The organism is Pseudonocardia sp. DxW, assembly GCF_058448985.1.
The window spans coordinates 225,861-245,194 of sequence record NZ_JBZFLK010000001.1; the positions used below are offsets into that span (position 1 = coordinate 225,861).

The 19,334-nt window shown below is 74.4% G+C and carries 20 protein-coding genes and 1 other RNA gene; 5 read left to right on the plus strand and 16 right to left on the minus strand.

What is annotated here, in order from left to right; genetic code table 11:
* Positions 1–220: 220 nt before the first annotated feature.
* Positions 221–847 carry a MauE/DoxX family redox-associated membrane protein gene (locus ACVJO7_RS01085; protein ID WP_491671324.1) on the minus strand — a complete coding sequence of 209 codons (627 nt, stop codon included), beginning with the start codon at positions 845–847 and terminating at the stop codon, positions 221–223.
* Positions 848–1,018: 171 nt separating this feature from the next.
* Between ACVJO7_RS01085 and ACVJO7_RS01090 the strand changes: the two genes are divergently transcribed.
* Positions 1,019–2,674, plus strand: coding sequence for an HNH endonuclease signature motif containing protein (locus ACVJO7_RS01090; RefSeq protein WP_491671325.1), 1,656 nt, complete (start codon positions 1,019–1,021; stop codon positions 2,672–2,674).
* Between the two features lie 68 nt (positions 2,675–2,742).
* Here the strand turns inward: ACVJO7_RS01090 and ACVJO7_RS01095 are convergent, their stop codons facing one another.
* A complete protein-coding gene (locus tag ACVJO7_RS01095) occupies positions 2,743–4,269 on the minus strand; it encodes a cryptochrome/photolyase family protein (RefSeq protein WP_491671326.1) in 1,527 nt (508 codons plus the stop codon).
* Positions 4,270–4,775: 506 nt separating this feature from the next.
* Here ACVJO7_RS01095 and ACVJO7_RS01100 point away from each other — a divergent pair.
* The gene (locus tag ACVJO7_RS01100; RefSeq protein ID WP_491671327.1) at positions 4,776–5,501 is read left to right on the plus strand and encodes a VIT1/CCC1 transporter family protein; all 726 of its coding nucleotides are present in this window, start codon (positions 4,776–4,778) and stop codon (positions 5,499–5,501) included.
* Between the two features lie 205 nt (positions 5,502–5,706).
* Here ACVJO7_RS01100 and ACVJO7_RS01105 read toward each other — a convergent pair whose 3' ends face one another.
* From ACVJO7_RS01105 to ACVJO7_RS01160, 12 genes are all read right to left on the minus strand, one after another.
* Entirely contained in the window at positions 5,707–5,898 is a 192-nt protein-coding gene (locus ACVJO7_RS01105; RefSeq protein WP_344022529.1) for a ferredoxin, read from the minus strand.
* A gap of 86 nt (positions 5,899–5,984) precedes the next feature.
* Positions 5,985–6,369: a transfer-messenger RNA gene (gene ssrA, locus ACVJO7_RS01110) on the minus strand.
* Between the two features lie 165 nt (positions 6,370–6,534).
* On the minus strand, positions 6,535–7,791 hold the full coding sequence (locus tag ACVJO7_RS01115; RefSeq protein ID WP_491671328.1) for a saccharopine dehydrogenase family protein: 1,257 nt from the start codon (positions 7,789–7,791) through the stop codon (positions 6,535–6,537).
* Entirely contained in the window at positions 7,788–8,744 is a 957-nt protein-coding gene (locus ACVJO7_RS01120) for an amidohydrolase family protein (protein ID WP_491671329.1), read from the minus strand. Before ACVJO7_RS01120 ends, ACVJO7_RS01115 begins: the two co-directional genes overlap by 4 nt.
* A gap of 151 nt (positions 8,745–8,895) precedes the next feature.
* Positions 8,896–9,381 carry an SsrA-binding protein SmpB gene (gene smpB, locus ACVJO7_RS01125; RefSeq protein ID WP_344022523.1) on the minus strand — a complete coding sequence of 162 codons (486 nt, stop codon included), beginning with the start codon at positions 9,379–9,381 and terminating at the stop codon, positions 8,896–8,898.
* A 28-nt stretch (positions 9,382–9,409) separates the two neighbouring features.
* Positions 9,410–10,312: a permease-like cell division protein FtsX gene (gene ftsX, locus ACVJO7_RS01130; protein ID WP_358485826.1), complete on the minus strand. Its 903-nt coding sequence runs from the start codon at positions 10,310–10,312 to the stop codon at positions 9,410–9,412.
* Positions 10,312–11,001 (minus strand): cell division ATP-binding protein FtsE, encoded by a 690-nt coding sequence (gene ftsE, locus ACVJO7_RS01135; protein WP_491671330.1) that lies wholly within the window; start codon positions 10,999–11,001, stop codon positions 10,312–10,314. Before ftsE ends, ftsX begins: the two co-directional genes overlap by 1 nt.
* A 54-nt stretch (positions 11,002–11,055) precedes the next feature.
* On the minus strand, positions 11,056–11,769 hold the full coding sequence (locus tag ACVJO7_RS01140; protein WP_491671331.1) for a LolA-like protein: 714 nt from the start codon (positions 11,767–11,769) through the stop codon (positions 11,056–11,058).
* A complete protein-coding gene (gene prfB / locus ACVJO7_RS01145; protein ID WP_344022515.1) occupies positions 11,766–12,872 on the minus strand; it encodes a peptide chain release factor 2 in 1,107 nt (368 codons plus the stop codon). The genes ACVJO7_RS01140 and prfB overlap by 4 nt, the downstream gene beginning before the upstream one ends.
* Positions 12,873–12,904: 32 nt before the next feature.
* Positions 12,905–13,414, minus strand: a complete 510-nt coding sequence (locus tag ACVJO7_RS01150; RefSeq protein ID WP_344022513.1) for a PadR family transcriptional regulator — start codon at positions 13,412–13,414, stop codon at positions 12,905–12,907.
* Positions 13,415–13,585: 171 nt separating this feature from the next.
* The gene (locus tag ACVJO7_RS01155; protein WP_491671332.1) at positions 13,586–14,644 is read right to left on the minus strand and encodes an acyl-CoA dehydrogenase family protein; all 1,059 of its coding nucleotides are present in this window, start codon (positions 14,642–14,644) and stop codon (positions 13,586–13,588) included.
* Positions 14,645–14,654: 10 nt separating this feature from the next.
* A complete protein-coding gene (locus ACVJO7_RS01160; protein ID WP_491671333.1) occupies positions 14,655–15,854 on the minus strand; it encodes an acyl-CoA dehydrogenase family protein in 1,200 nt (399 codons plus the stop codon).
* Between the two features lie 124 nt (positions 15,855–15,978).
* Here ACVJO7_RS01160 and ACVJO7_RS01165 point away from each other — a divergent pair, with 124 nt between their 5' ends.
* The 3 genes from ACVJO7_RS01165 to ACVJO7_RS01175 all read left to right on the plus strand — a co-directional run bounded on the left by ACVJO7_RS01165 (position 15,979) and on the right by ACVJO7_RS01175 (position 17,662).
* On the plus strand, positions 15,979–16,221 hold the full coding sequence (locus ACVJO7_RS01165) for a ribbon-helix-helix domain-containing protein (RefSeq protein WP_344022507.1): 243 nt from the start codon (positions 15,979–15,981) through the stop codon (positions 16,219–16,221).
* 8 nt (positions 16,222–16,229) lie between these two features.
* Positions 16,230–16,622 carry a hypothetical protein gene (locus tag ACVJO7_RS01170; protein WP_358485837.1) on the plus strand — a complete coding sequence of 131 codons (393 nt, stop codon included), beginning with the start codon at positions 16,230–16,232 and terminating at the stop codon, positions 16,620–16,622.
* Between the two features lie 68 nt (positions 16,623–16,690).
* Positions 16,691–17,662, plus strand: a complete 972-nt coding sequence (locus ACVJO7_RS01175) for a zinc-binding dehydrogenase (protein ID WP_491671334.1) — start codon at positions 16,691–16,693, stop codon at positions 17,660–17,662.
* A 9-nt stretch (positions 17,663–17,671) separates the two neighbouring features.
* Here the strand turns inward: ACVJO7_RS01175 and ACVJO7_RS01180 are convergent, their stop codons facing one another.
* Positions 17,672–18,430, minus strand: a complete 759-nt coding sequence (locus ACVJO7_RS01180; RefSeq protein ID WP_491671335.1) for a tyrosine-protein phosphatase — start codon at positions 18,428–18,430, stop codon at positions 17,672–17,674.
* 54 nt (positions 18,431–18,484) lie between these two features.
* On the minus strand, positions 18,485–18,955 hold the full coding sequence (gene soxR, locus ACVJO7_RS01185) for a redox-sensitive transcriptional activator SoxR (RefSeq protein ID WP_344022810.1): 471 nt from the start codon (positions 18,953–18,955) through the stop codon (positions 18,485–18,487).
* Positions 18,956–19,334 lie beyond the last annotated feature (379 nt).

Below are 19,334 nucleotides of genomic sequence, written 5' to 3' on the forward strand. Positions count from 1 at the left end.
GCGCCCGCCGCTCCCGGACCCACCGGCGTCCCACCGGCTCTGCTCACCTACCGGCTCTGCTCTGCCCGCCCGCACCCACCCGGTCACTGCTCTGCTCACCCACTGGGCTCACCCACCAGGCTCACCCATCAGGCTCACCCGCCGGGCCCGCCCGCCGGCCGGCGCTACCGGCCTGCACCGACCCGGCCGCTGCTCTGCTCACCTGGGCCGCACCGGCCGGTCACCTGCCCCGGTCGTCCCCCGCATGCTCCGGATCCGCCGTGTCCGCACCCGGCCAGTCGTCGACCGCGGTGCCGTCGACATCCGGCCCCGAGTCGGGTTCGCGCCGACCGACCACCGTCTCGTCGGGCACCCGGTCACCGTCCGCGTCGCTCATAGGTCCACCTCCGTCCCAGATCCGGTCCACCGCCAGCAACGTGCGCGGACGCACCGACACCCACAGCGCGAGCGCCAGGAAGCCGAGATCGCGCAACAGCGACGAGAGGTACCGCTCCTCCCCCGGTTCCACCGGTCCGCCGCCACCGAAACACCCGCAGTCGATGGACAGGCCGCGGACCCACGCCTGCACCAGACCGGCGACGAACCCGAGCAGCAGCAGCGCGCTGACCACCCCGACCAGCCGGGTGCCGACGCCGAGCAGCAGCAGCGCGCCGAGCGCCAGCTCCAGCAGCGGCAGCACGGTCGCGACGACCGGCACGGCACCCGCAGGCAGGATCTCGTACGCGTCGACGGCGACCGCCGCCTGCAACGGATCGGCCAGCTTGGCGCCACCGGACACCAGCCACACGACCGCCAGACCGAGCCGCACGGCGGTGCCCACGACGTCCAGCAGGCGGGCGGATCTCACGGCGGGAGCCTAGCGAGAGGCTCCCGCCGGCCGGTTCACACGTCCGGGCGGACGACACCGGGAGAAACTCGTACTCCATCCGAGTGAAGAACCCCCGAGTTGTCCACAGGTCGTCACATCGTCGCGAAACTGTCGGTCCCACCCGCCAGAATCGACCATATGTTCGACGACATGGCGACTGCCTGCGGTGATGCCGACACCGGTGCGTCCCCGGCCACCCTCACCACCACCGTGACCGGGCCCGTCCGCCTCTCCGAGCGCATCCCCGGTCCCGCGCTCGTCACGGTCCTGGCGCGACCACCCGACCGGTCCGCGAGCGGCGCCGAGCGCCTGGAGCGCATCGGTGCCCTCGAGCGCGTCATCGGCTGGCTGCAGACGGTTCAGGATGCCGAGATGGCCTCCTTCGTCACCGACGCGGAGGCCGCGATGGCCCGGCTCCTCACCGATCGGGATCCGGCCGACGGACCCCCGGGGCCCTTCGACACGGTCGGTCACGCCTCCCGGTCGGCGACGGCCGAGATCCAGCTGATGCTGCATCTCACCGGTGCCGCGATGCTGCGGCGCCTCGAGCACGCCCGCCGTCTGCACGAGCCGGTGCACGGCCCCACCACCGAGCTGGCCAGGGCCGGGCTGCTGACCCCGGTGAAGGCCAGGAAGATCCTCGACGGCACCGCCGACCTGACCGACGAGCAGGCCGCGCGGCTCCAGGCCGCGGTGCTCCCGGCCGCCCCACGACAGACGGTCGGGCAGCTGCGGGTCGCGATCGACCGTTTCCTGACGGCGCTCGCCGATCGTGAGCTCCCGGCGCGGCGCCGGGACCGGGCGATCCGCTCGCGGTCGGTCGAGCTGCAGGCCGAGCCGCAGGGGATGGCGACACTGCGGGTGTTCCTCCCGGCCGCGGCCGCGGTGGGTGTCTACGCCGTGCTCGACGAGCACGCCCGCCGGTGCGGGAGCTCCGATCCCCGCACGATGGACCAGCGCCGGACCGACGTGCTGACCGATCTCGTCCTGCGCGAGACGGGATGGCCCGGCCCGGGGGCCGGCACCACGGCGAGCCGACCGGGCGGCGCTGCCACCACGAGCGGCGCCGACCCGGCCGGAACAGAACCGGGCAGCGCCGGACCGGGCAGCACCGGACCGGGCAGCGCCGGGCCGGCCGCCGCACCCTCCGGCGGCTACGACCCCGTCCGCAACTCGGTGTCCGTCCGGATCAACGTCACCGTCCCGCTCGAGGCGCTCCTCGGCCGGTCCGAGGGACCGGCCGAGCTCGCCGGGTACGGGCCGCTCCCCGTCTCGGACGCCCGCGCGCTGGCCTTCGATCCGGCCTGCGTCTGGTACCGGCTGCTGACCGATCCGGCCGGGCACGTCGTGCACCGGGACACCACCGCGTACCGGCCGGGCGCCGCCCTGGCCGAGCTGGTCCGTGCCCGGCACGGCAGATGCGCACATCCGGGATGCCGGGTGCCGGCACATCGGTGCGATCTCGACCATGTGGTCCCGCACGATCCGCGGACCGGCGCCGGCCCGACGAGCGCCGACAACCTGCATCCACTGTGCCGTTCGCACCACGTCCTCAAGCACCTGCCCGGATGGCGCACCGTGCTGATGCCGGACGGGACCACCGAGTGGACCACTCCGTCCGGCCACGTCCACCGGTCCGAGCCGGAGCCGGCAGGCCCCTCCGCACGCGGCCCGGGCGGGGCCGGCGGGCCCGGTCCGGACGGCGCAGGCGGGCGCGGCCGGCGCGGCCCGGGAGTGCTCGCGTTGCTGCGTGCTCCCGGACTGGCCGCGCGGCTCGCCCAGGGCACCGCCGAGGCACCGTTCTGATGCGCGGGCCATGCGCGACCGGACGTCCGGACCGGCGCTCCCGGTGCGACCGACCCCGTCTCCGGGGCTCAGTACTGCTCGCGGGCGAACTCCTGTTCCAGTAGGTCGTCGAGGTCCTTCAGCCGGTCCATCGTGGCGACGGCCCGCGCGGTCCGGTTGTTCGCCGCCATGAGGTCACGGTGCCGGTGCACGAACTGCCAGTAGCCGGCCGTGTAGGGGCAGGCGTTCTCCCCGACCCGCACCTTCGGGTCGAACGCGCAGCCACCGCAGAAGTCCGTCATCCGGTCGATGTAGGCGCCGCCCGAGGAGTACGGCTTCGTGGCCATCCGGCCCCCGTCGGCGTGCTGGCTCATCCCGATCACGTTGGCCGGCATCACCCAGGCGAAACCGTCGACGAACCGGGTCGCGAACCACTCGTTGAGCTCCGCGGGCCGGTATCCACGCTGCAGGGCGTGGTTGCCGAGGATCATCAGGCGCGGGATGTGGTGGGTCCAGCCGCGGTCCCGGACGTCGGCGAGTGCCGACGACAGGCATCTCGCGGTGACCGCGTCGGCGTCGAGATCGGCCCACCAGTCCGGCAGCGGCGAGCGCGCCCGCAGCTGGTTGCGCCGGGTGTAGCCGCGGCCGAACCGCCAGTACAGCTGCCACACGTACTCCCGCCACCCCAGGACCTGCCGGACGAACCCCTCGACGCTGGCGAGCCGGGCGGTGCCGTCGTGATAGGCACGTTCCGTGGCGCGGACGGCGTCGAGCGGGTGCAGCACGCCGAGGTTCATCGGGACCGACAGCAGCGAGTGCGCCATCGCCCAGTCCCCGGCCAGCACGGCGTCCTCGTAGGGGCCGAACGGGTCGAGCCGGTGCCGGACGAAGTGCTGCAGCGCGGTCGTCGCCTCGCGATGGGTCACGGCGAACCGCCGGGGACCGTCCGAACCGGTCATGGGCCACGGTGCCGCGTCGAGCTCGGCCCTGACCTGCTCGTCGATCCCGTCCTCGGACGGCTGCCACGGCGGCGTGACCCCGAGCGACGTCGCACCCTTCGGCGGGGGCTCGCGGTTCTCCCGGTCGAGGTTCCAGGTTCCCCCGACCGGACCGTCGCCGTCGACCAGCACGTCGAACCGTTCCCGCTGCGCCCGGTAGAACTCCTCCATCCGGAAGGTGTCCCGGTCACCGGCCCAGTCGTCGAACTCCTCCTTCGACAGGGCGAACGTCGGTGTCGGCCGGATCCCGGCGACGAGGCCCTCCGTCCGGAACCGGCGCACCATGTCCGACGCCGGGAACGACGTCGGCTGGTGCACGACGACGGGTCTGCCGATCCGCTCCAGCGCCTCGCGGTAGGTCTCGGTGCGCAGGAGGGTCACCCGGTCGCCGAGCTCGTCGGCGAGATGCCGCATCCCCGACAGGACGAGGTGCAGCTTCTGCCGGTGGTGTCGCCTGCGGCCCAGCGCCCGTGCCGACTCGACGAGGACGATCTCCCGGCCGGCGTGCTCGTCGGTGTCCCACACGTGGGGTCCGAGCTGATCGGCGAACAGCCACAACGGGGCCCGGTCGTCGTCCGGGCCGGACCGACGCTCCGGGGTGCGGGAGATGCTCGCCATTGATCCAGTGTCGAGCCGGCCGAGCGGAACCGCGCGCCGGACCGGCCCGGGCGATGCCACAGCGGACACCGGCGACAACGGAGACGGGCGACAACGGAGACGGGCGACAACGGAGACGGGCGACAACGGAGACACTGAGAATCGCGGGACGCTGGGGACGCCGGGAACGCTGGGACGCTGCAGACTTCAGGGACGCCTGGGACACCGGGAACGCCACGGATGCCGAGGACGCCCGGGGCGCCACAGATGCCGCGGATGCTGGGGGGGCCGGACATGCCCGGGGGTGCCGGGCGTGCCGGTCGTGCCGGTCGTGCCGGTCGTGCCGGTCGTGCCGGTCGTGCCGGTCGTGCCGGTCCCACCGGCGCGGCTGTGGCCGGACGCCGGTGACGACGCCGGGCATGAGCACCGGCACCGGCGCCGGGGCTGGCAGCCGGTCCCCTCCGCGCCATCGACGCCACCCGTTCACGACCTTGTCCGCGCAGGTCACCGGCCTATCATCACGGCTCATGGAGGATCCGGAACTGGCCGCTGAACTCGCCGAGCACCAACAGGACCACGGTCACCGGGTGTCCGGCGGCTGGCTGCGGGCGGCGACGTTCGGCGCGATGGACGGCCTCGTGACCACGATCGCGCTCATCGCCGGGGTGGGTGGCGGCGGCGCCGACCGCGACCTGATCGTGCTGACCGGGATGGCCGGGGTCGTGGCCGGGGCCTTCTCGATGGCGCTCGGCGAGTTCGCGTCGGTCGGCACCCAGAACGACGCCGTCGACGCCGAGGCGTCGGTCGAGCGACGGGAGCTCAGCCGGCACCCGCGCGCCGAGCAGTACGAGCTTGCCCGGGCCTACCGCGAGATGGGCCTGTCCGAGGAGACGGCCGCCGCCGTCGCCCGGGAGGTGCACGCCGATCCCGAGCTGGCGCTGCGGGTGCACCTCACCCAGGAGCTGGGCATCAGCCTGGACAGCAGGCCGTCGCCGTGGGTGGCCGCGGCGTCGTCGTTCGCGGCGTTCGTGGTCGGCGGGATCATCCCGCTGGTGACGTTCCTGCTCGGCTTCTCGTCGCTGGCCCTCGGCCTGGCCGTCGGCGGTCTCGGCCTGCTCGTCGCGGGGGCACTGACGTCGCGGTTCACGTCACGGACGTGGTGGGGCGCGGCCCTGCGCCAGCTCGCGTTCGGCGCCATCGCAGCCGGCGCGACCTACCTGGTCGGCATGCTGATCGGCGTCGGGATCGCCTGACGCAGCACAGCAGCGCACCACCGGCAGCAGCACCGGGCAGCACCGCGCAGCACCGCGCAGCACCGCAGATGACAGCCCCGGGCAGACAGCCCCGGCAACCGCGGCAGCACGGCACACGACAGCGACCCGGCGACCGGGGCAGCGCGGCGTACCCGCGCGGCCACCAGACACCCGGTGCCCGGCCGAGGCCCGGGCTCCGACGGACTCAGTCCTCGACGGCGATCACCCGCGCCGGGCAGACGTGCTCGGCCTCCTTGACCGCGTCCCGGTCGGTCTCGGCGGGGTGCTCGGTCAGCAGCTCGACGATGCCGTCGTCGTCCTGGTCGAACACGTCCGGTGCCGTGACGACGCACTGCCCGGCACCGATGCAGAGATCCTTGTCCACGGAGACATGCATGCCACCAGGGTCCCACCGCACCACCCGTCCCGCAGGAACGACGGCGGCCCCGTCCCGGATGGTCCGGGACGGGGCCGCCGCAGTGGTGGTGGAGGTGCCGGGAATCGAACCCGGGTCCTCCGTCGGTTCACGAGGGCTTCTCCGTGCGCAGTTCGCTTCGTCTCTACTCGGATCCACCGGTCACGCGAACAAGCCGGTGTGACGATCCCAGCCGCTGTGAGATGTCCCCTGCGGCTCCGCGGCCGAGCCGCAGGGTGAGTCCCCTGAATGATGCCGGGATCCGGAGCGGGGACGCCTCCGGCCCGACAGCCCCTACCTGGTGATCAGGCAGCGAGCGCGTAAGCGCTCTGCGGGGCAGTGCGACTGTTGTCGGCACTTATTTTTTTGCGACGCATGGTTAACGAGATCATCGTCGCCTTCCTCGGCACGCTTCACCTCGATCAACGATCGGAGTCGAAACCGTTCACCCCCTGGTCAGGTAGGTGTCCACCTGGTGTCCGCCCGGACGTACCCGCGCGGACGCACAGCATAACGCCCCGCGCCCCGCGGATCATTCCGGTTCCGCTCCGGGCGCGGCGGCCCGGGCCGGGGTGCGGCGATGGACGGGGCGACCGGCCGGCACGGCCCCGTCCCGGCTCACCCCGGCGCCACCCGGTAGGTGTGCCCGGCCGCCCGCAACCGGTCGACGAGCACGTCCCCCATCGCGGTCGCCGGGGTCAGCGACCCCGCCCGGCCGGGCAGTGCCGCGCCGCCGGTGGCGAGCGCGATCCCGCTCTCCCCCAGCATCACCGCGGTCGCTGCGTAGCCGGGATCGCCCGGTCCGGCGACCGTCACCCGGTAGCGGCGGCCGGACTCGGTCCGGGCCCGGACGTCCATCCGGAACCAGCCACGCTCCCGGGTCCGTTCCGAGGGTCCCGCACCGGGCGACGGCAGTGCCCGGTCGAGCAGCGGCCGGACCGCCGGGACCATGAAGGCGCCGACCAGCGCACCGAGCCCGCCGGTGATCCCGGCCGCGGCGAGCGCACCGGCCGGGCCCTTCCCGCAGCCCTGCAGCTCGCCGTAGCGCAGGCCGGCCCCGTAGGCGTGACCGAGCAGCGCGTTGGAGCGGCGCACGATGCGGGTGTTGTGCGACGCCATCACGAACGGCGCGGTCCAGGTGCCGTCGTCGAGCCGCGCGGGCCGTCCGGCATCGGAGGGCTGGGACGGGGTCGGCTCGGCGGAGCGGTCCGGGCTGAGCGTGTGCGGGTCGGCCGCCAGCCGCCGCTGCGCCGGATCGGCGCGCACGGCGTCGATGTGCCCGCGCAGCGAGTCGATGGTGCCGCCGCTGACCCCGCCGCGCATGGTGGCGACCGTCCGGACCTCGGTGAGCCCGCCGGCGTCGTCGGCCGTCGCCGCGGTGTGCGCGAGCCACACCCCGAGATCGGACGGGATCGAGTCGTAGCCGCAGGAGTGCACGATCCGGGCCCCCGTGGACTCGGCGACGCCGTGACAGCGGTCGATGGTGTCCCGGACGAACAGCACCTCGCCGGTCAGGTCGGCGTAGTGCGTGCCGGCCCGGGCGCAGGACTCGACGAGCCGGCTGCCGTACTTCGCGTACGGGCCGACCGTGGTCAGGACGACGCGGGCGGCGCCGGCGAGCCGGTCGGTCGCCGCCCGGTCCGCGGAGTCGGCGACGATCAACGGCCACTCCCGGGCTGCGGCCGGCAGACCCGCCCTGGTCGCGGCGAGCTTCGCCTCGGACCGGCCGGCCAGCGCGATCCGGAGCCCGGGCGGCGCATGCTCGGCGAGATGGCGGGCGGTCAGCCCGCCCACGAAACCGGTGGCCCCGTAGATCGCGATGTCCACCGGCTCCGACGGCGCGGCGCCGCCGGTCGGGTCGTTCTGCGGGTTCACCACGGGTGCTCCTGGGAGGTCGGGGACGGCAGCCGATCACGGACGCCGAGCAGCTCGGCCGGCGCGTCGTAGAGCACCGAGCGCAGGAAGGCCGCGCCGAGGCGCGGCTCGGCGGCCGCCCAGTCGTGGATCGCGGCCAGCTGCTCGGCGTACGGGTAGGGGATGTTGGGGAAGTCGGACCCGAGCACGACGCGGCCGGGGTACCGGGCGAGCCGGGCCGGCCAGTCCGCGGGCAGCGGCGCGATCCGCTCGGAGAACGCGGTGCCGACCATCGTCGTGTCCAGCACCAGGTTCGGGAACCGCTCCAGCAGCTCCAGCGCCCCGCGGAAGTCCGGCATGCCGGCGTGCGCCAGCACGATCCGCAGCGACGGGTGCGCCTCGAGCACCTCGGCGAAGATCCCGAGCCCGGTGTGCTTCCCCGGGATCGGGCCGTCCCCGCAGTGCACGACGGCCGGGACGCCCGCCTCGGCGAGCAGCCCCCAGGCGTCGCGCAGCAGCGGATCGCGCGGGTCGAACGCGCCGACCTGGACGTGCACCTTGACCATCCGGGCGCCCGCCTCGACGGCCCGGCCCAGGTAGTCGGTGACCGACGGCTCCGGGAACAGCGTCGCGGTCCGGACCGCCCGCGGGTGGGCGTCGGCGAACTCGCCCGCCCAGCCGGTCAGCCACTCGCCCATGCCCGCCTTGTGCGGGTAGGTCAGCGGCGCGAACGCGAGCACGCCGAGCCGTTCCAGCACCTCGTAGCGCTGCTGCTCGGGCAGCCGGTACTGCACCGGCCAGTCCGTGCCGTAGTGCGTGCGGGCCTGGTCGAAGTAGGCCCACACCTTGTCCAGCATGCGTTCCGGCAGGAAGTGCACGTGCACGTCGACCAGGCCGGGCAGGCCCAGCTCGGCGGTCCAGCGCGGGACGTCGGCGTCGTCGCGGGGTGGCGCGGGAAGATCCACGGGGTCCACCCTAGGCCGGTGCGCGAGGATCGGCCGGGCCACCGGCGGCCCGGCGGTGCCGGACCGGCCGGACCACCGGCGCGGTGCCGGACCGGCCGGACCACCGGCGCGGTGCCGGACCGGCCGGACCACCGGCGCGGTGCCGGACCGGCGCCGCCGCTCAGCGCAGGCTGCGCGCCCGCCCCTTCGCCGCACGGCCGACGGCGCGGGCGATCTCCCGCTGCGCGTCCTTCTTGGCGAGATCGCGGCGCTTGTCGTAGTCCTTCTTGCCGCGGGCGAGCGCGAGCTCGCACTTGACCTTGCCGTCGTTGAAGTAGAGCGACAGCGGGACGAGGGTGAGCCCGCCCTCGCGGGTCTTGCCCATCAGCCGGTCGATCTCGCCGCGGTGCAGCAGCAGCTTGCGGGTGCGCCGCGGCTCGTGGTTGGTCCAGCTCCCGCGGACGTACTCCGGGATGTGCAGCCCGCGCAGGAACACCTCGCCGTCGTCGATGGTGGCGAACGCGTCCACCATCGACGCCCGGCCCAGACGGAGGCTCTTCACCTCGGTCCCCTTGAGCGCGACCCCGGCCTCGAACTCCTCCAGGATCGCGTAGTCGTGCCGGGCCCGACGGTTCTGTGCGATCACCTTCCGGCCCTGTTCCTTCATGCGGCCAGGGTACCCGTGACCACCGACGTCAGACCTTCACATAAGCGCGCAGCGTCACGTACCCGGTGACGCCCGCGACGACGGCGCCGACCGGCACCAGCAGCGCCGACACCAGCAGCACGTCGGACAGCCGGACCGGCGGGATCACCCCGGCCTGCCCGATCGCCGCGACCAGGTCGTCGACGACCGCGTACTTGGCCGCCACCAGCCCGAGCCCGGCGAGCGCGCCGCCGATCGCGCCGGCGATCGCGGCCTCCACCAGGAACGGCAGCTGCGTCGTCCACCGGGTGGCCCCGACCAGGCGCATCACCCCCACCTCGGTGCGCCGGGTGAACGCCGACACCTGCACCGTGTTGGAGATCAGCAGCACCGCGGCGAACGCCTGCACGACGGCCAGCGCGAACGCCACGTTCCGCACGCCGTTCAGGAAGTCGAACAGCGTCCCGACGACGTCGCGCTGGTCGATCACGCCGCGCACCCCGGGCCGTTCGGCGACCGCGGCGCGGACGGCGGCCGGGCCGGCCTCCTGGTCGGTGAGCGTCACCCGCAGGGTGGCGGGCAGCGACTGCGGCCGGGCGACGTCGGCCACCGACTGCCCGGCGAACAGCTCCCGGAACCGGGTGTAGGCCTCCTCCTGGGACTCGAACGTCACCGCGGCGACGCCCGGCGCGGTCTCGACGGCCGACCGGATCGACGCGCAGGCCGGGCCGGAGCAGTCCGGATCGGAGCCGGAGACGTCGGCGGTCAGCGCGACCTGGATCTCCAGTCGGTCGGTGTAGAGCGCGGAGATGTCGTCGATGGTGCGCAGCACGAGCAGCCCTGCCCCGACCGACATCAGGGTGACCGCGGTGGTCAGCACCATCGCGACGGTCATCGTGACGTTCCGGCGCAGGCCGGCGGAGACCTCGCGGGTGAGCAGTGCGGGGCGCACTACCGGCCCGCCCCGTACACGGCGCGGGACTCGTCGCGCAGCACCGTCCCGTCGGACAGCTCGATCACCCGGCGGCGCATCGCGTCCACGATGGAGTCGTCGTGGGTGGCCATCAGCACCGTCGTCCCGCCGCGGTTGATCCGCTCCAGCACCTGCATGATCTCCCGGCTGGTGTCCGGGTCGAGGTTGCCGGTGGGCTCGTCGGCGAGCAGTAGCGGCGGCCGGTTCACCGACGCCCTGGCGATCGCCACCCGCTGCTGCTCGCCGCCGGACAGCTCGTGCGGCATCCGCTCGGCCTTGCCCTGCAGCCCGACCATCTCCAGCAGCTCGGGGACCGCGGCCCGGATCTCGGCGGGCCTGCGCCCCAGCACCTCCAGCGCGAACGCGACGTTGCCCGCCACGGTGCGCTTGGGCAGCAGCCGGAAGTCCTGGAAGACGCAGCCGATCCGCTGGCGCAGCCCGGGCACCTTGCGCCGCGGGAGTCGCGCGACGTCGCGGCCGTCGACCCGGATGGTCCCCGAGGTCGGCACGTCCTCCCGCAGCAGCAACCGCAGCAGGGTCGACTTGCCGGATCCGGACGGCCCGATCAGGAACGCGAACTCACCGGCGCCGACGGTCAGCGAGATCCGGTCCAGCGCCGGACGCCCGGACGCCGGATAGCGTTTGCTGACGTCCTGCAGCTCGATCACGGAGCGGGACGGTACCGCCGCCCGCTGTGCACGAGCGGTGACGACACGCGGGGATCAGGGTGCGGTGACGTCGACCGGCAGGCCGGGCTCGGCGAACGTCAGGGTGATCGCTCCCGTGGCGGCCTCGGCCGGCACCAGCTGCAGCCGCAGCAGCCTGCCCTCGTCGGGGGTGCCGGGGGCGCCCAGCCAGGCGTCGAACCCGGGACGCGGCGAGACCAGCCCGGCGAGCTCGTCGAGCCGGGTCGCCTCGGCCGGGCCGGGCGCGGCGTCCCGGGCCGCGGCCAGGTCCACGGTGCCGGTGTAGTGCAGCGCCGGGACGCCGTCCACCTCGGCCGGGCCCTGCTCGGTGACCTCGCGCAGGCCGGACGTGGCGTGCAGCGCCCCGGTCAGCGCGCCGACCGGCAGCAGCCCGGTGGAGACCGGCTGCCACTGCTCGGCACCGCCGAGCCGGAGCCAGGCGTCGTCGTCGAGCACCCGGACGTGCGCACCGCGGGTGCCGAGCGCGACCGTCAGGTCCGCGGCGAACGGGTCGAAGCGGACCGGGCCGCCGCCGCTCAGCGGACCGGTCGGCCCGTCCAGGGTGACCGCCACCCGCGCCGTCCCGGCCTCGGCGAGCGCCGTCCCGGCCGCCGTCACGATCTCCTGCGGGGTGGGCGGCTGGTCCTGCTCCGCTCCGGGGGCACCGCCGGTACAGCCGGCGAGCAGCAGGACCAGCACGGCGGGCACCGCGCAGCGGACGGCGAGCGACGCCCGGGAACCGCGGCTCACGACGCGTCGGCCTGCTGACGGCGCCAGCGGATGCCGGCCTCGATGAACTGGTCGATCTCGCCGTCGAGCACCTGGGAGGGGTTGCCCTCCTCGTGCTCGGTGCGCAGGTCCTTCACCAGCTGGTAGGGGTGCAGCACGTAGTTGCGCATCTGGTTGCCCCAGGACGAGCCGGCGTCCTTGAACGAGTCGCGCAGCTCGCGCTCCTCCTGCCGGCGCCGCTCCAGCAGCTTGGCCTGCAGCACCGTCATCGCCGACGCCTTGTTCTGCAGCTGCGAGCGCTCGTTCTGGCAGGCCACCACGATCCCGGTCGGGATGTGGGTGAGCCGGACCGCGGAGTCGGTGGTGTTGACGCCCTGGCCGCCCGGCCCGGACGCGCGGAACACGTCGACCCGCAGGTCCTTCTCGTCGATCTCGACGTGGTCGGTGACCTCGACGACCGGGGCCACCTCGACCCCGGCGAACGAGGTCTGCCGGCGGCCCTGGTTGTCGAACGGCGAGATCCGGACCAGCCGGTGGGTGCCCGCCTCGACCGAGAGCGTGCCGAACGCGTACGGCGTGTGCACCGCGAAGGTGGCCGACTTGATGCCGGCCTCCTCGGCGTAGGAGGTGTCGTAGACGTCGGTGCCGTAGCCGTGCCGCTCGGCCCAGCGCAGGTACATGCGGAGCAGCATCTCGGCGAAGTCGGCGGCGTCCACCCCACCGGCCTCGGCGCGGATGGTCACCAGCGCCTCGCGCTGGTCGTACTCGCCGGACAGCAGGGTCCGGACCTCCAGCGAGGCGATCTCGGACCGCAGCCGGGCCCGGTCGGCGTCGGCGTCGGCGATCGCGGCGGCGTCGCCCTCGTCCTCGGCGAGCTCGTAGAGCACCGGGAGGTCGTCGAGCCTGCGGCGCAGGTCGTCGAGCCTGCGCAGCTCGCCCTGGGCGTGCGCGAGCCGACTGGTGATCTTCTGGGCGGCGTCGACGTCGTCCCAGAGGTCCGGCCGGCCCGCCTGCTCGGACAGCTCCTCGATCTCCTGCCGGAGCGCGGGCACGTCGGCGACGGCCTCGATGCTGGACAGCGTGGTGTCGAGGTCCTTCAGGTCGGCCTGGACGTCGGGGTTCACGCCGACCGAGGGTACGCGGCGTGCGGGGCCGCTCAGTCCTCGGGCACCGCGTCGATCAGCTTGATCATCGCGCGGGTGTGGGCGACCGCGAAGTCCGCGACCGGCCTGCCGTACGGGTCGGTGGTGGCCTTCGCGGCGGCGCGCGCCTCGGCGAGCCGCTCGGTGTAGGCCTCGCGGGCGGCGCGCAGCAGCTCGGTGCGCTGCTTCACGGTGAGCGACCCGGCGTGCAGCAGCCGCAGCACCAGCGGGCTGCGGACCGCGTCGGCGTCGCCGCCGGCGGCCAGCCACGCCTTGAACGCCCGCTTGCCCGCCGCGGTGACGACGTACTGCTGGCTCGCCCGCGGGCCCTGCTTGCCCAGCCGGAGCAGTCCCTCCTCGGTGAGCGCGGGCAGCTCCCGGTAGACCTGGCTGCGGGTCACCGAGAAGAACAGCCCGAACCGCTCGCCGGCGGCGGTGACCAGCTGCCCGCCGGTCATCGGGCCGCCGTGCAGCAGTCCGAGCAGTGCGGCGGCGGTCGCGTTGACCGGTGTGACAGGGGCCATGACATCGACGGTCCCACGGACCGGGCCGCTCCGCGAGTCCACGTTGCACCCGATCCGGGGGCGGCGGTCCCTCCGGCCCAGCCGGTGCCGCCGTTCGCCGGGGTCGATTTCGGACACCGGGCGCGAACCGCCGAACCCGGTCCACTGTCGACGGGCCGGGTGCCGGCGGCGTCAGATCGTGAGCGTCGCGATCCGCTCGCGGGTGACCGCGAGATCGCCCCACTGCCCGGCCAGCCGGCGGGCGCGCTTGTAGAAGAAGTGCGCCTCGTGCTCCCAGGTGTAGCCGATCCCGCCGTGGTACTGGATCATCGCCGCGGTCGCCTGCAGCGCGACGTCGTTGGCCTTGGCCTTCGCGACGGCGACGGCGAGATCGGCACCGTCGAGCCCCTCCTGCACCGCGTACGAGGCGTACAGCGCGGCGTGCTCGGCCATCGTCACGCCGACGTGCAGGTCGGCCAGCGCGTGCTTGATCGCCTGGAAGGAGCCGACCGGCACGCCGAACTGCTCGCGCTCCCGGTCGTAGGCGACGGTCCGGTCCAGCGCCTCGCGCGCGACGCCGACCAGGTCGGCGGCCACCAGCACGGTCGCCCGGTCCGCCAGGTCGCGGGCGACATCGATGCCTGCCCCCGGCAACGGCTCGGTGCGGCCGCCGGTCAGGGTGGCCAGCCGGGTGGTGCCGTCGTAGGAGCCGACCGGTGTCGCCGACGCGCCGGTGAGGAGCACCAGGCCGGGCACGCCGTCCTCGGCGGGGGCGACCACGACGTCGGCGATCGCGCCGTACTCGACGGCGGGCAGGCCGCCGGCGGCGGAGCCGCGGGACGCGAACGCCCCGACCGCCTCCCCGGCCGCCAGCCGCGGCAACCAGGCCGCGCGCTGCTCGTCGGAGCCGGCCAGCCGGATCGCCTCGGCGGCGAGCACGGTGCCCCGCCACGGCCCGGGCGCCACCCCGGCGCCGAGCGCCCGGGCGATCACCTGGGCCTCGACCAGGCCGAGCCCGAGACCGTCGTGCTCCTCGGGGACGGTGACGGCCAGCCAGCCCTGCTCGCCGGCGGCGGCCCACAGCGACGCCGGGTTGCCGGCAGTGTCGGCGGTGTCGGCAGCGCCGGCTGTGCCGGTGGCGGTGCCGGCGTCCACCACCTCGCGGACGGCGGCCAGGTCGAACCGCTGCGCCAGGTAGTCGCGCACGGCCCGGTCGAACTCGCGCTGGGTGTCGGTGAGTGCGAAGTACACGGTGACCCCTCTACCGCGGCAGGCCGAGCACGCGCTCGGCGGTGACGTTGCGCTGGACCTGGGACGAGCCGCCCCAGATGGTGACCGAACGGGACCACATGGCCTGGGCGTGCATCGCCCGCAGGTCGGTCACCGGGCCGCCGTCCCACCCGCCCAGGGTGTCGAGGGTGGCGTCGGCGCCGAGGATCTGGTCGTAGACCTCCCAGAGGTCCTGGAACGCCTCCGACCACTGCAGCTTGGTCATCGACGCCTCGAAGCCGAGATCGCGGCCCTGCTCGACCTGGGTGAGCACGTGCATCGAGTGCAGCCGCAGGCACTCCAGCTCGGTGAGCACCCTGGCGAGCTCGTTGCGGACCACCGGATCGGCGTCCCGGCCGAGGGTGCGGGCGACCGCGACGATCTCGTCGTACTGCCTGCGGAACTCGGTGTACTGGGAGATGCCGGACGCGCCGCGCTCGAAGGAGAGCAGCAGCATCGCGGTCCGCCAGCCGTCGCCGATCTCGCCGAGGCAGTCGGTGGCCGGGACCCGGGCGTCGTCGAAGAAGACCTCGCCGAACTCGCTGGCCCCGCTCATCTGCTTCAGCGGCCGTGCGGTGACGCCGGGCTGGTCCATGTCGATCAGCAGCATGCTGATGCCGCGGTGCTTGGCCGATCCGGGCTCGGTGCGGACCAGGGTGAAGATCTTGTCGCCGTGCACGGCGTTGGTGGTCCAGACCTTCTGCCCGTTGACGACGAAGTCGTCACTGCTGCCGTCGCCGTCCCGGACGCCCCGTGTCGACAGTGCCGCCAGGTCGGACCCGGCGCCCGGCTCGGAGAAGCCCTGGCACCAGATCACCTCGTTGCGCAGCAGCGGGCCGATGATCTCCTTCTTCTGCGCGTCGGTGCCGATCGCCATCACGGTCGGCGCGAGGAACGCCAGCCCGAGCGGGTTGACGGTGCGCGGGGCGTGCGCGCGGACGGTCTCCTCGTCGTAGATCGCCTTCATGCCGGGGGTGCCGCCGCGGCCGCCGTACTCGGTCGGCCACTGGATCCCGGCGAAGCCCGCGTCGGCCTTGTCCCGCTCCCAGTCGCGGCGCAGCCGGAAGCTCTCGTCGTCGCCGAGGGACTCCCAGAAGCCGGGCCGGGTCCACTCCTGCGGGATGTGCGCCGAGAGCCAGGAGCGCAGCTCGCTGCGGAACTCCTCCTCGGCGGGGGTGAAGGTCAGGTCCATGTGTCGCACCCGTTCTGCGTTGAGTCGCCGCTGTCCCTCGCCGCAATCTTGCATACCCGCCGGTAACCTGCCACCCCGGCGTGCCGCCATGGCCGGTCCGGTATGCAGCGAGTACCATTCCGGTATGCGCAGCGAGCGGGTGACGGTCACGCTGCCGGCCGAGCTGGTAGCGGAAGCGCGGGACGCGGTGTCCCGCGGATCAGCAGCGAGCCTGTCCGCCTACGTGGCGGAGGCGGTCCAGGCCCGGCAGGACCGGGACCGGTCCCTGGCCACGCTGGCGAGCCTCTACGGCGGCCCGCCGCCGGCCGATGAGCTGGATGCGGCGCGGCGTTCGCTGCGCCCGATCCCGCCCGTGGCCGTCGGCTGAGCCGCGCGATGATCGGCGGACGAGTTCTCGATGCCTCGGCTCTGGCGGCCTTCGCGACCGGTCGCCCCGTCTACATGCGGGCCCTCGTCTGGGCCGCCGTCGAGGAGGGCATCGTGCTCGCGGTGCCCAGCACCGCCCTCGGCCGCGCCTGGTCGATGGTCGACGCCGAGCACCACGCGGCGCTGCAGGTCCTGCTCGGCCTGCCGAACACGGTGATCCACGACCTCTCCCCGGAGAGCGCGCAGGAGGCCGGCCTGCTGCTCGCCTCCCAGGGGCTGGACGACATCGCCACCGGCCAGGTCGTCTCGGCCGCCCGCCGGCGCGGCTGGCCCGCGGTCACCGGCGACCCGGGGACCCTGCGCAAGCTGGACCCGCTGGTCCCGATCGAGGAACTGCCCTGATCCCTTGACCTGACGTCGGCTTCAGGTCGCACGCTCCTCCGGTCAGCCCGCGACGGCCGGAGGTCCGCATGCTCGCCATCGTCCAGCACGACCACGGAGGACCCGAGGTCCTCGTCCCGCGCGAGGTCCCCGATCCCGAGCCCGGCCCGGACCGGGTGCGCATCCGGGTCGAGGTGGCCGGGGTGCACCTGGTGGACACCACGCTGCGCGCCGGCGGCGACCGGGGACCGTTCCCGGCACCCGCCCTGCCCACCGTCCCCGGCCGGGAGGTCGCCGGCGTCGTCGACGCGATCGGGCCGGGCGTCGATCCGGGCCTGCTCGGCACCCGGGTCAGCAGCCATCTCGGCCCGGGCGGGTCCGGCGGGTACGCCGCGGTCGCGGTCGCCGCGGCCGGCGACCTGCACCGGCTGCCGGCCGGTGTCGACGCCGCGGCGGCGGTGGCCGTGCTCGGCACCGGGCGGATGACCGAGGGTCTGCTGGAGCTGGCCCGGCCGCGGGCCGGGGAGACCGCGCTGGTGACCTCCGCGGCCGGCGGGATCGGGACGCTGCTGGTGCAGGCCCTGGCCGCCGACGGCGTGACGGTGCTCGCCGCGGCCGGCTCCGGCCGGGCCGCCGGACCGCTGCCGGACGGGGTGGTCCCGCTGGCCTACGACCGGCCCGGCTGGACCGACGCCGCCCGCAGGCACACCGGGGGCCGCGGCGTCGATCTGGTGTTCGACGGCGTCGGCGGCGACGCCGGCCGCGGTGCGTTCGAGCTGCTGGCCCCCGGCGGCCGGGTGCTGCTGCACGGCTGGTCGGCGGGCACCCCGACGCCGTTCCGGGCCGACGAGCTGTGGGAGCGGGCGCTCACCGTGACCGTGGCGCTCGGGCCGCCGGTCCTCGCCCTGGGGCTGCGCCGGCTCGAGGAGCGGGCGCTCGCCCGGCTCGCCGACGGCCGGTGGTCACCGGTGGTGAGCCGCTACCGGCTGGCCGACGCGGCCCGCGCGCACGCCGACCTGGAGGCCCGGCGGACCCGGGGGAAGGTCGTGCTGGTGCCGTGAACCGGCAGCTCAGCCGGTATTTTCGTCACGAAGCCGGGAACGGAGTGTGGCCAGCTCGCCCTCGGTCAGGCCGTGCTCGTGGAGCCAGCCGACGGGGCCGTCGTACCGCTCGTCGAGCAGCTGCAGGAAGGTCTGCATCACCTCGGCCCGCGGCCGGTGCCGGTCGATCTCCTCGGGGGCCGGCATCGGCTGCCCGGCGGCGGTCGTCCAGCGCCGGAACAGTGCGTCGATCCGGGTCGCCGAGAGCGCGTAGTCGGCGACCACCTCGTCCCGCGGGACGCCGACCGCCGAGCACACCAGCGCGACGAGCACTCCGGTCCGGTCCTTCCCGGCCGCGCAGTGCACCACGGTCGCGCCGGTCTCCCGCTCAGCGATCCGGCGGACCCCGGTCACCACGTTCGCGCCCCGGTCGCCGAGGTAGGCCAGGTAGTGACCGACCATCGGGTCGGCGTCCTCGCCCAGCTCGGGCAGACCGCGCCCGGAGTCGGGGATGAAGCTGAGCCGGTGCACGGTGATCCCGGCACCGGCCAGCGCGCCCGCCCCGCTGATCAGCAGCTCCTCGTCCTTGCGCAGGTCCAGCACCTGCACGACGCCGAGCTCGCCGGTCAGCCGGGCGACGTCGGCCGGGCTGAGCCCCTCCAGGGACTCGGTCCGCAGCAGCACACCCGGCCGCACCCGCCCACCGCCCGCCAGCGGGAGGCCGCCGACGTCACGGGCGTTGGCGAGGCCGTCGAAGGTCAGCCAGCGGTCCGGCACCAGATCCGTCACGGTCACCGAGCCTAGGCAGCCGGACGCGCCTGCGGGAGGCCCCGGCGACCGGGCTCACCGTCCGTGCACCGGCGGCCTGCGCAGCGCGGGCGGCAGCCGGCGCGCGCCGTCGCCCTGGACGGCCGCCGCGTCGTCGGGATTGACCAGCCGGCAGGTCGTCATGGACAGGCAGCCGCAGCCGATGCAGCCGTCCAGGCCGTCGCGCAGCGCGGTCAGCGCCTCGATCTGCTCGTCCAGCCTGCCCCGCCAGGCCTTCGACAGCCGCGACCAGTCGGCGCGGGTCGGCGTCCGCTCGGCGGGCAGCGAGTCCAGCGCGGCCCGCACCTCGTCCAGCCCGATGCCGAGCGAGCGGGCCGCCCGGACGAACGCCAGCCTGCGCAGCACGCTGCGGCGGTACCGGCGCTGCCCGCCCGAGGTGCGGCTCGCCGAGATCAGCCCCTCCCGCTCGTAGTAGCGCAGCGCCGAGTGCGGGAAGCCGCTCCGCTCGACGATCTCGCCGATCGTCAGGAGATCGCCCGACTCCATCTCCTCCACCCCCTCCGACACCGTCCGACTCCCGGTCCGATCCTGAAGCTCAGTTCACCATCATGCCGTTCGTCGCGCTCCGGCCACCTGCGGCGACATCCGCCCGTCGGTGCGGACCGGCCGTCCGCCGGGTTGCCCCGCAGCCGCCCTCAAGATCGATTTCTCGGTGAGCGGTGCCTGCGGCGCGGCGACCGACACCCCCGGGGCTGGACCTGCCGGGCGGACCCCTCTACGGTGATCCGTAAGTCATCACGGTCCGATCACGAGCGGGCCAGGAGCCGGAATCCCCGACCGGCTCGCCCGGGACCCCCGACCCGGCCGCTCGGTGCTCGGTGCCGTCCGTTGATCGTGAAAGGGCAACCCTTGCCAGGACACCGCT

What these genes read in the sequence shown, in the direction of transcription:
- ACVJO7_RS01100 (WP_491671327.1), top strand. Translation starts at nt 4,776, where the DNA reads ATGGAGGATCCGGAACTGGCCGCTGAACTCGCCGAGCACCAACAGGAC.
- ACVJO7_RS01160 (WP_491671333.1), bottom strand. Translation starts at nt 15,854, where the DNA reads ATGGACCTGACCTTCACCCCCGCCGAGGAGGAGTTCCGCAGCGAGCTG.
- smpB (WP_344022523.1), bottom strand. Translation starts at nt 9,381, where the DNA reads ATGAAGGAACAGGGCCGGAAGGTGATCGCACAGAACCGTCGGGCCCGG.
- ACVJO7_RS01170 (WP_358485837.1), top strand. Translation starts at nt 16,230, where the DNA reads ATGATCGGCGGACGAGTTCTCGATGCCTCGGCTCTGGCGGCCTTCGCG.
- ACVJO7_RS01105 (WP_344022529.1), bottom strand. Translation starts at nt 5,898, where the DNA reads ATGCATGTCTCCGTGGACAAGGATCTCTGCATCGGTGCCGGGCAGTGC.
- ACVJO7_RS01175 (WP_491671334.1), top strand. Translation starts at nt 16,691, where the DNA reads ATGCTCGCCATCGTCCAGCACGACCACGGAGGACCCGAGGTCCTCGTC.
- ACVJO7_RS01150 (WP_344022513.1), bottom strand. Translation starts at nt 13,414, where the DNA reads ATGGCCCCTGTCACACCGGTCAACGCGACCGCCGCCGCACTGCTCGGA.
- ACVJO7_RS01095 (WP_491671326.1), bottom strand. Translation starts at nt 4,269, where the DNA reads ATGGCGAGCATCTCCCGCACCCCGGAGCGTCGGTCCGGCCCGGACGAC.
- ACVJO7_RS01090 (WP_491671325.1), top strand. Translation starts at nt 1,019, where the DNA reads ATGGCGACTGCCTGCGGTGATGCCGACACCGGTGCGTCCCCGGCCACC.
- soxR (WP_344022810.1), bottom strand. Translation starts at nt 18,955, where the DNA reads ATGGAGTCGGGCGATCTCCTGACGATCGGCGAGATCGTCGAGCGGAGC.
- ACVJO7_RS01165 (WP_344022507.1), top strand. Translation starts at nt 15,979, where the DNA reads ATGCGCAGCGAGCGGGTGACGGTCACGCTGCCGGCCGAGCTGGTAGCG.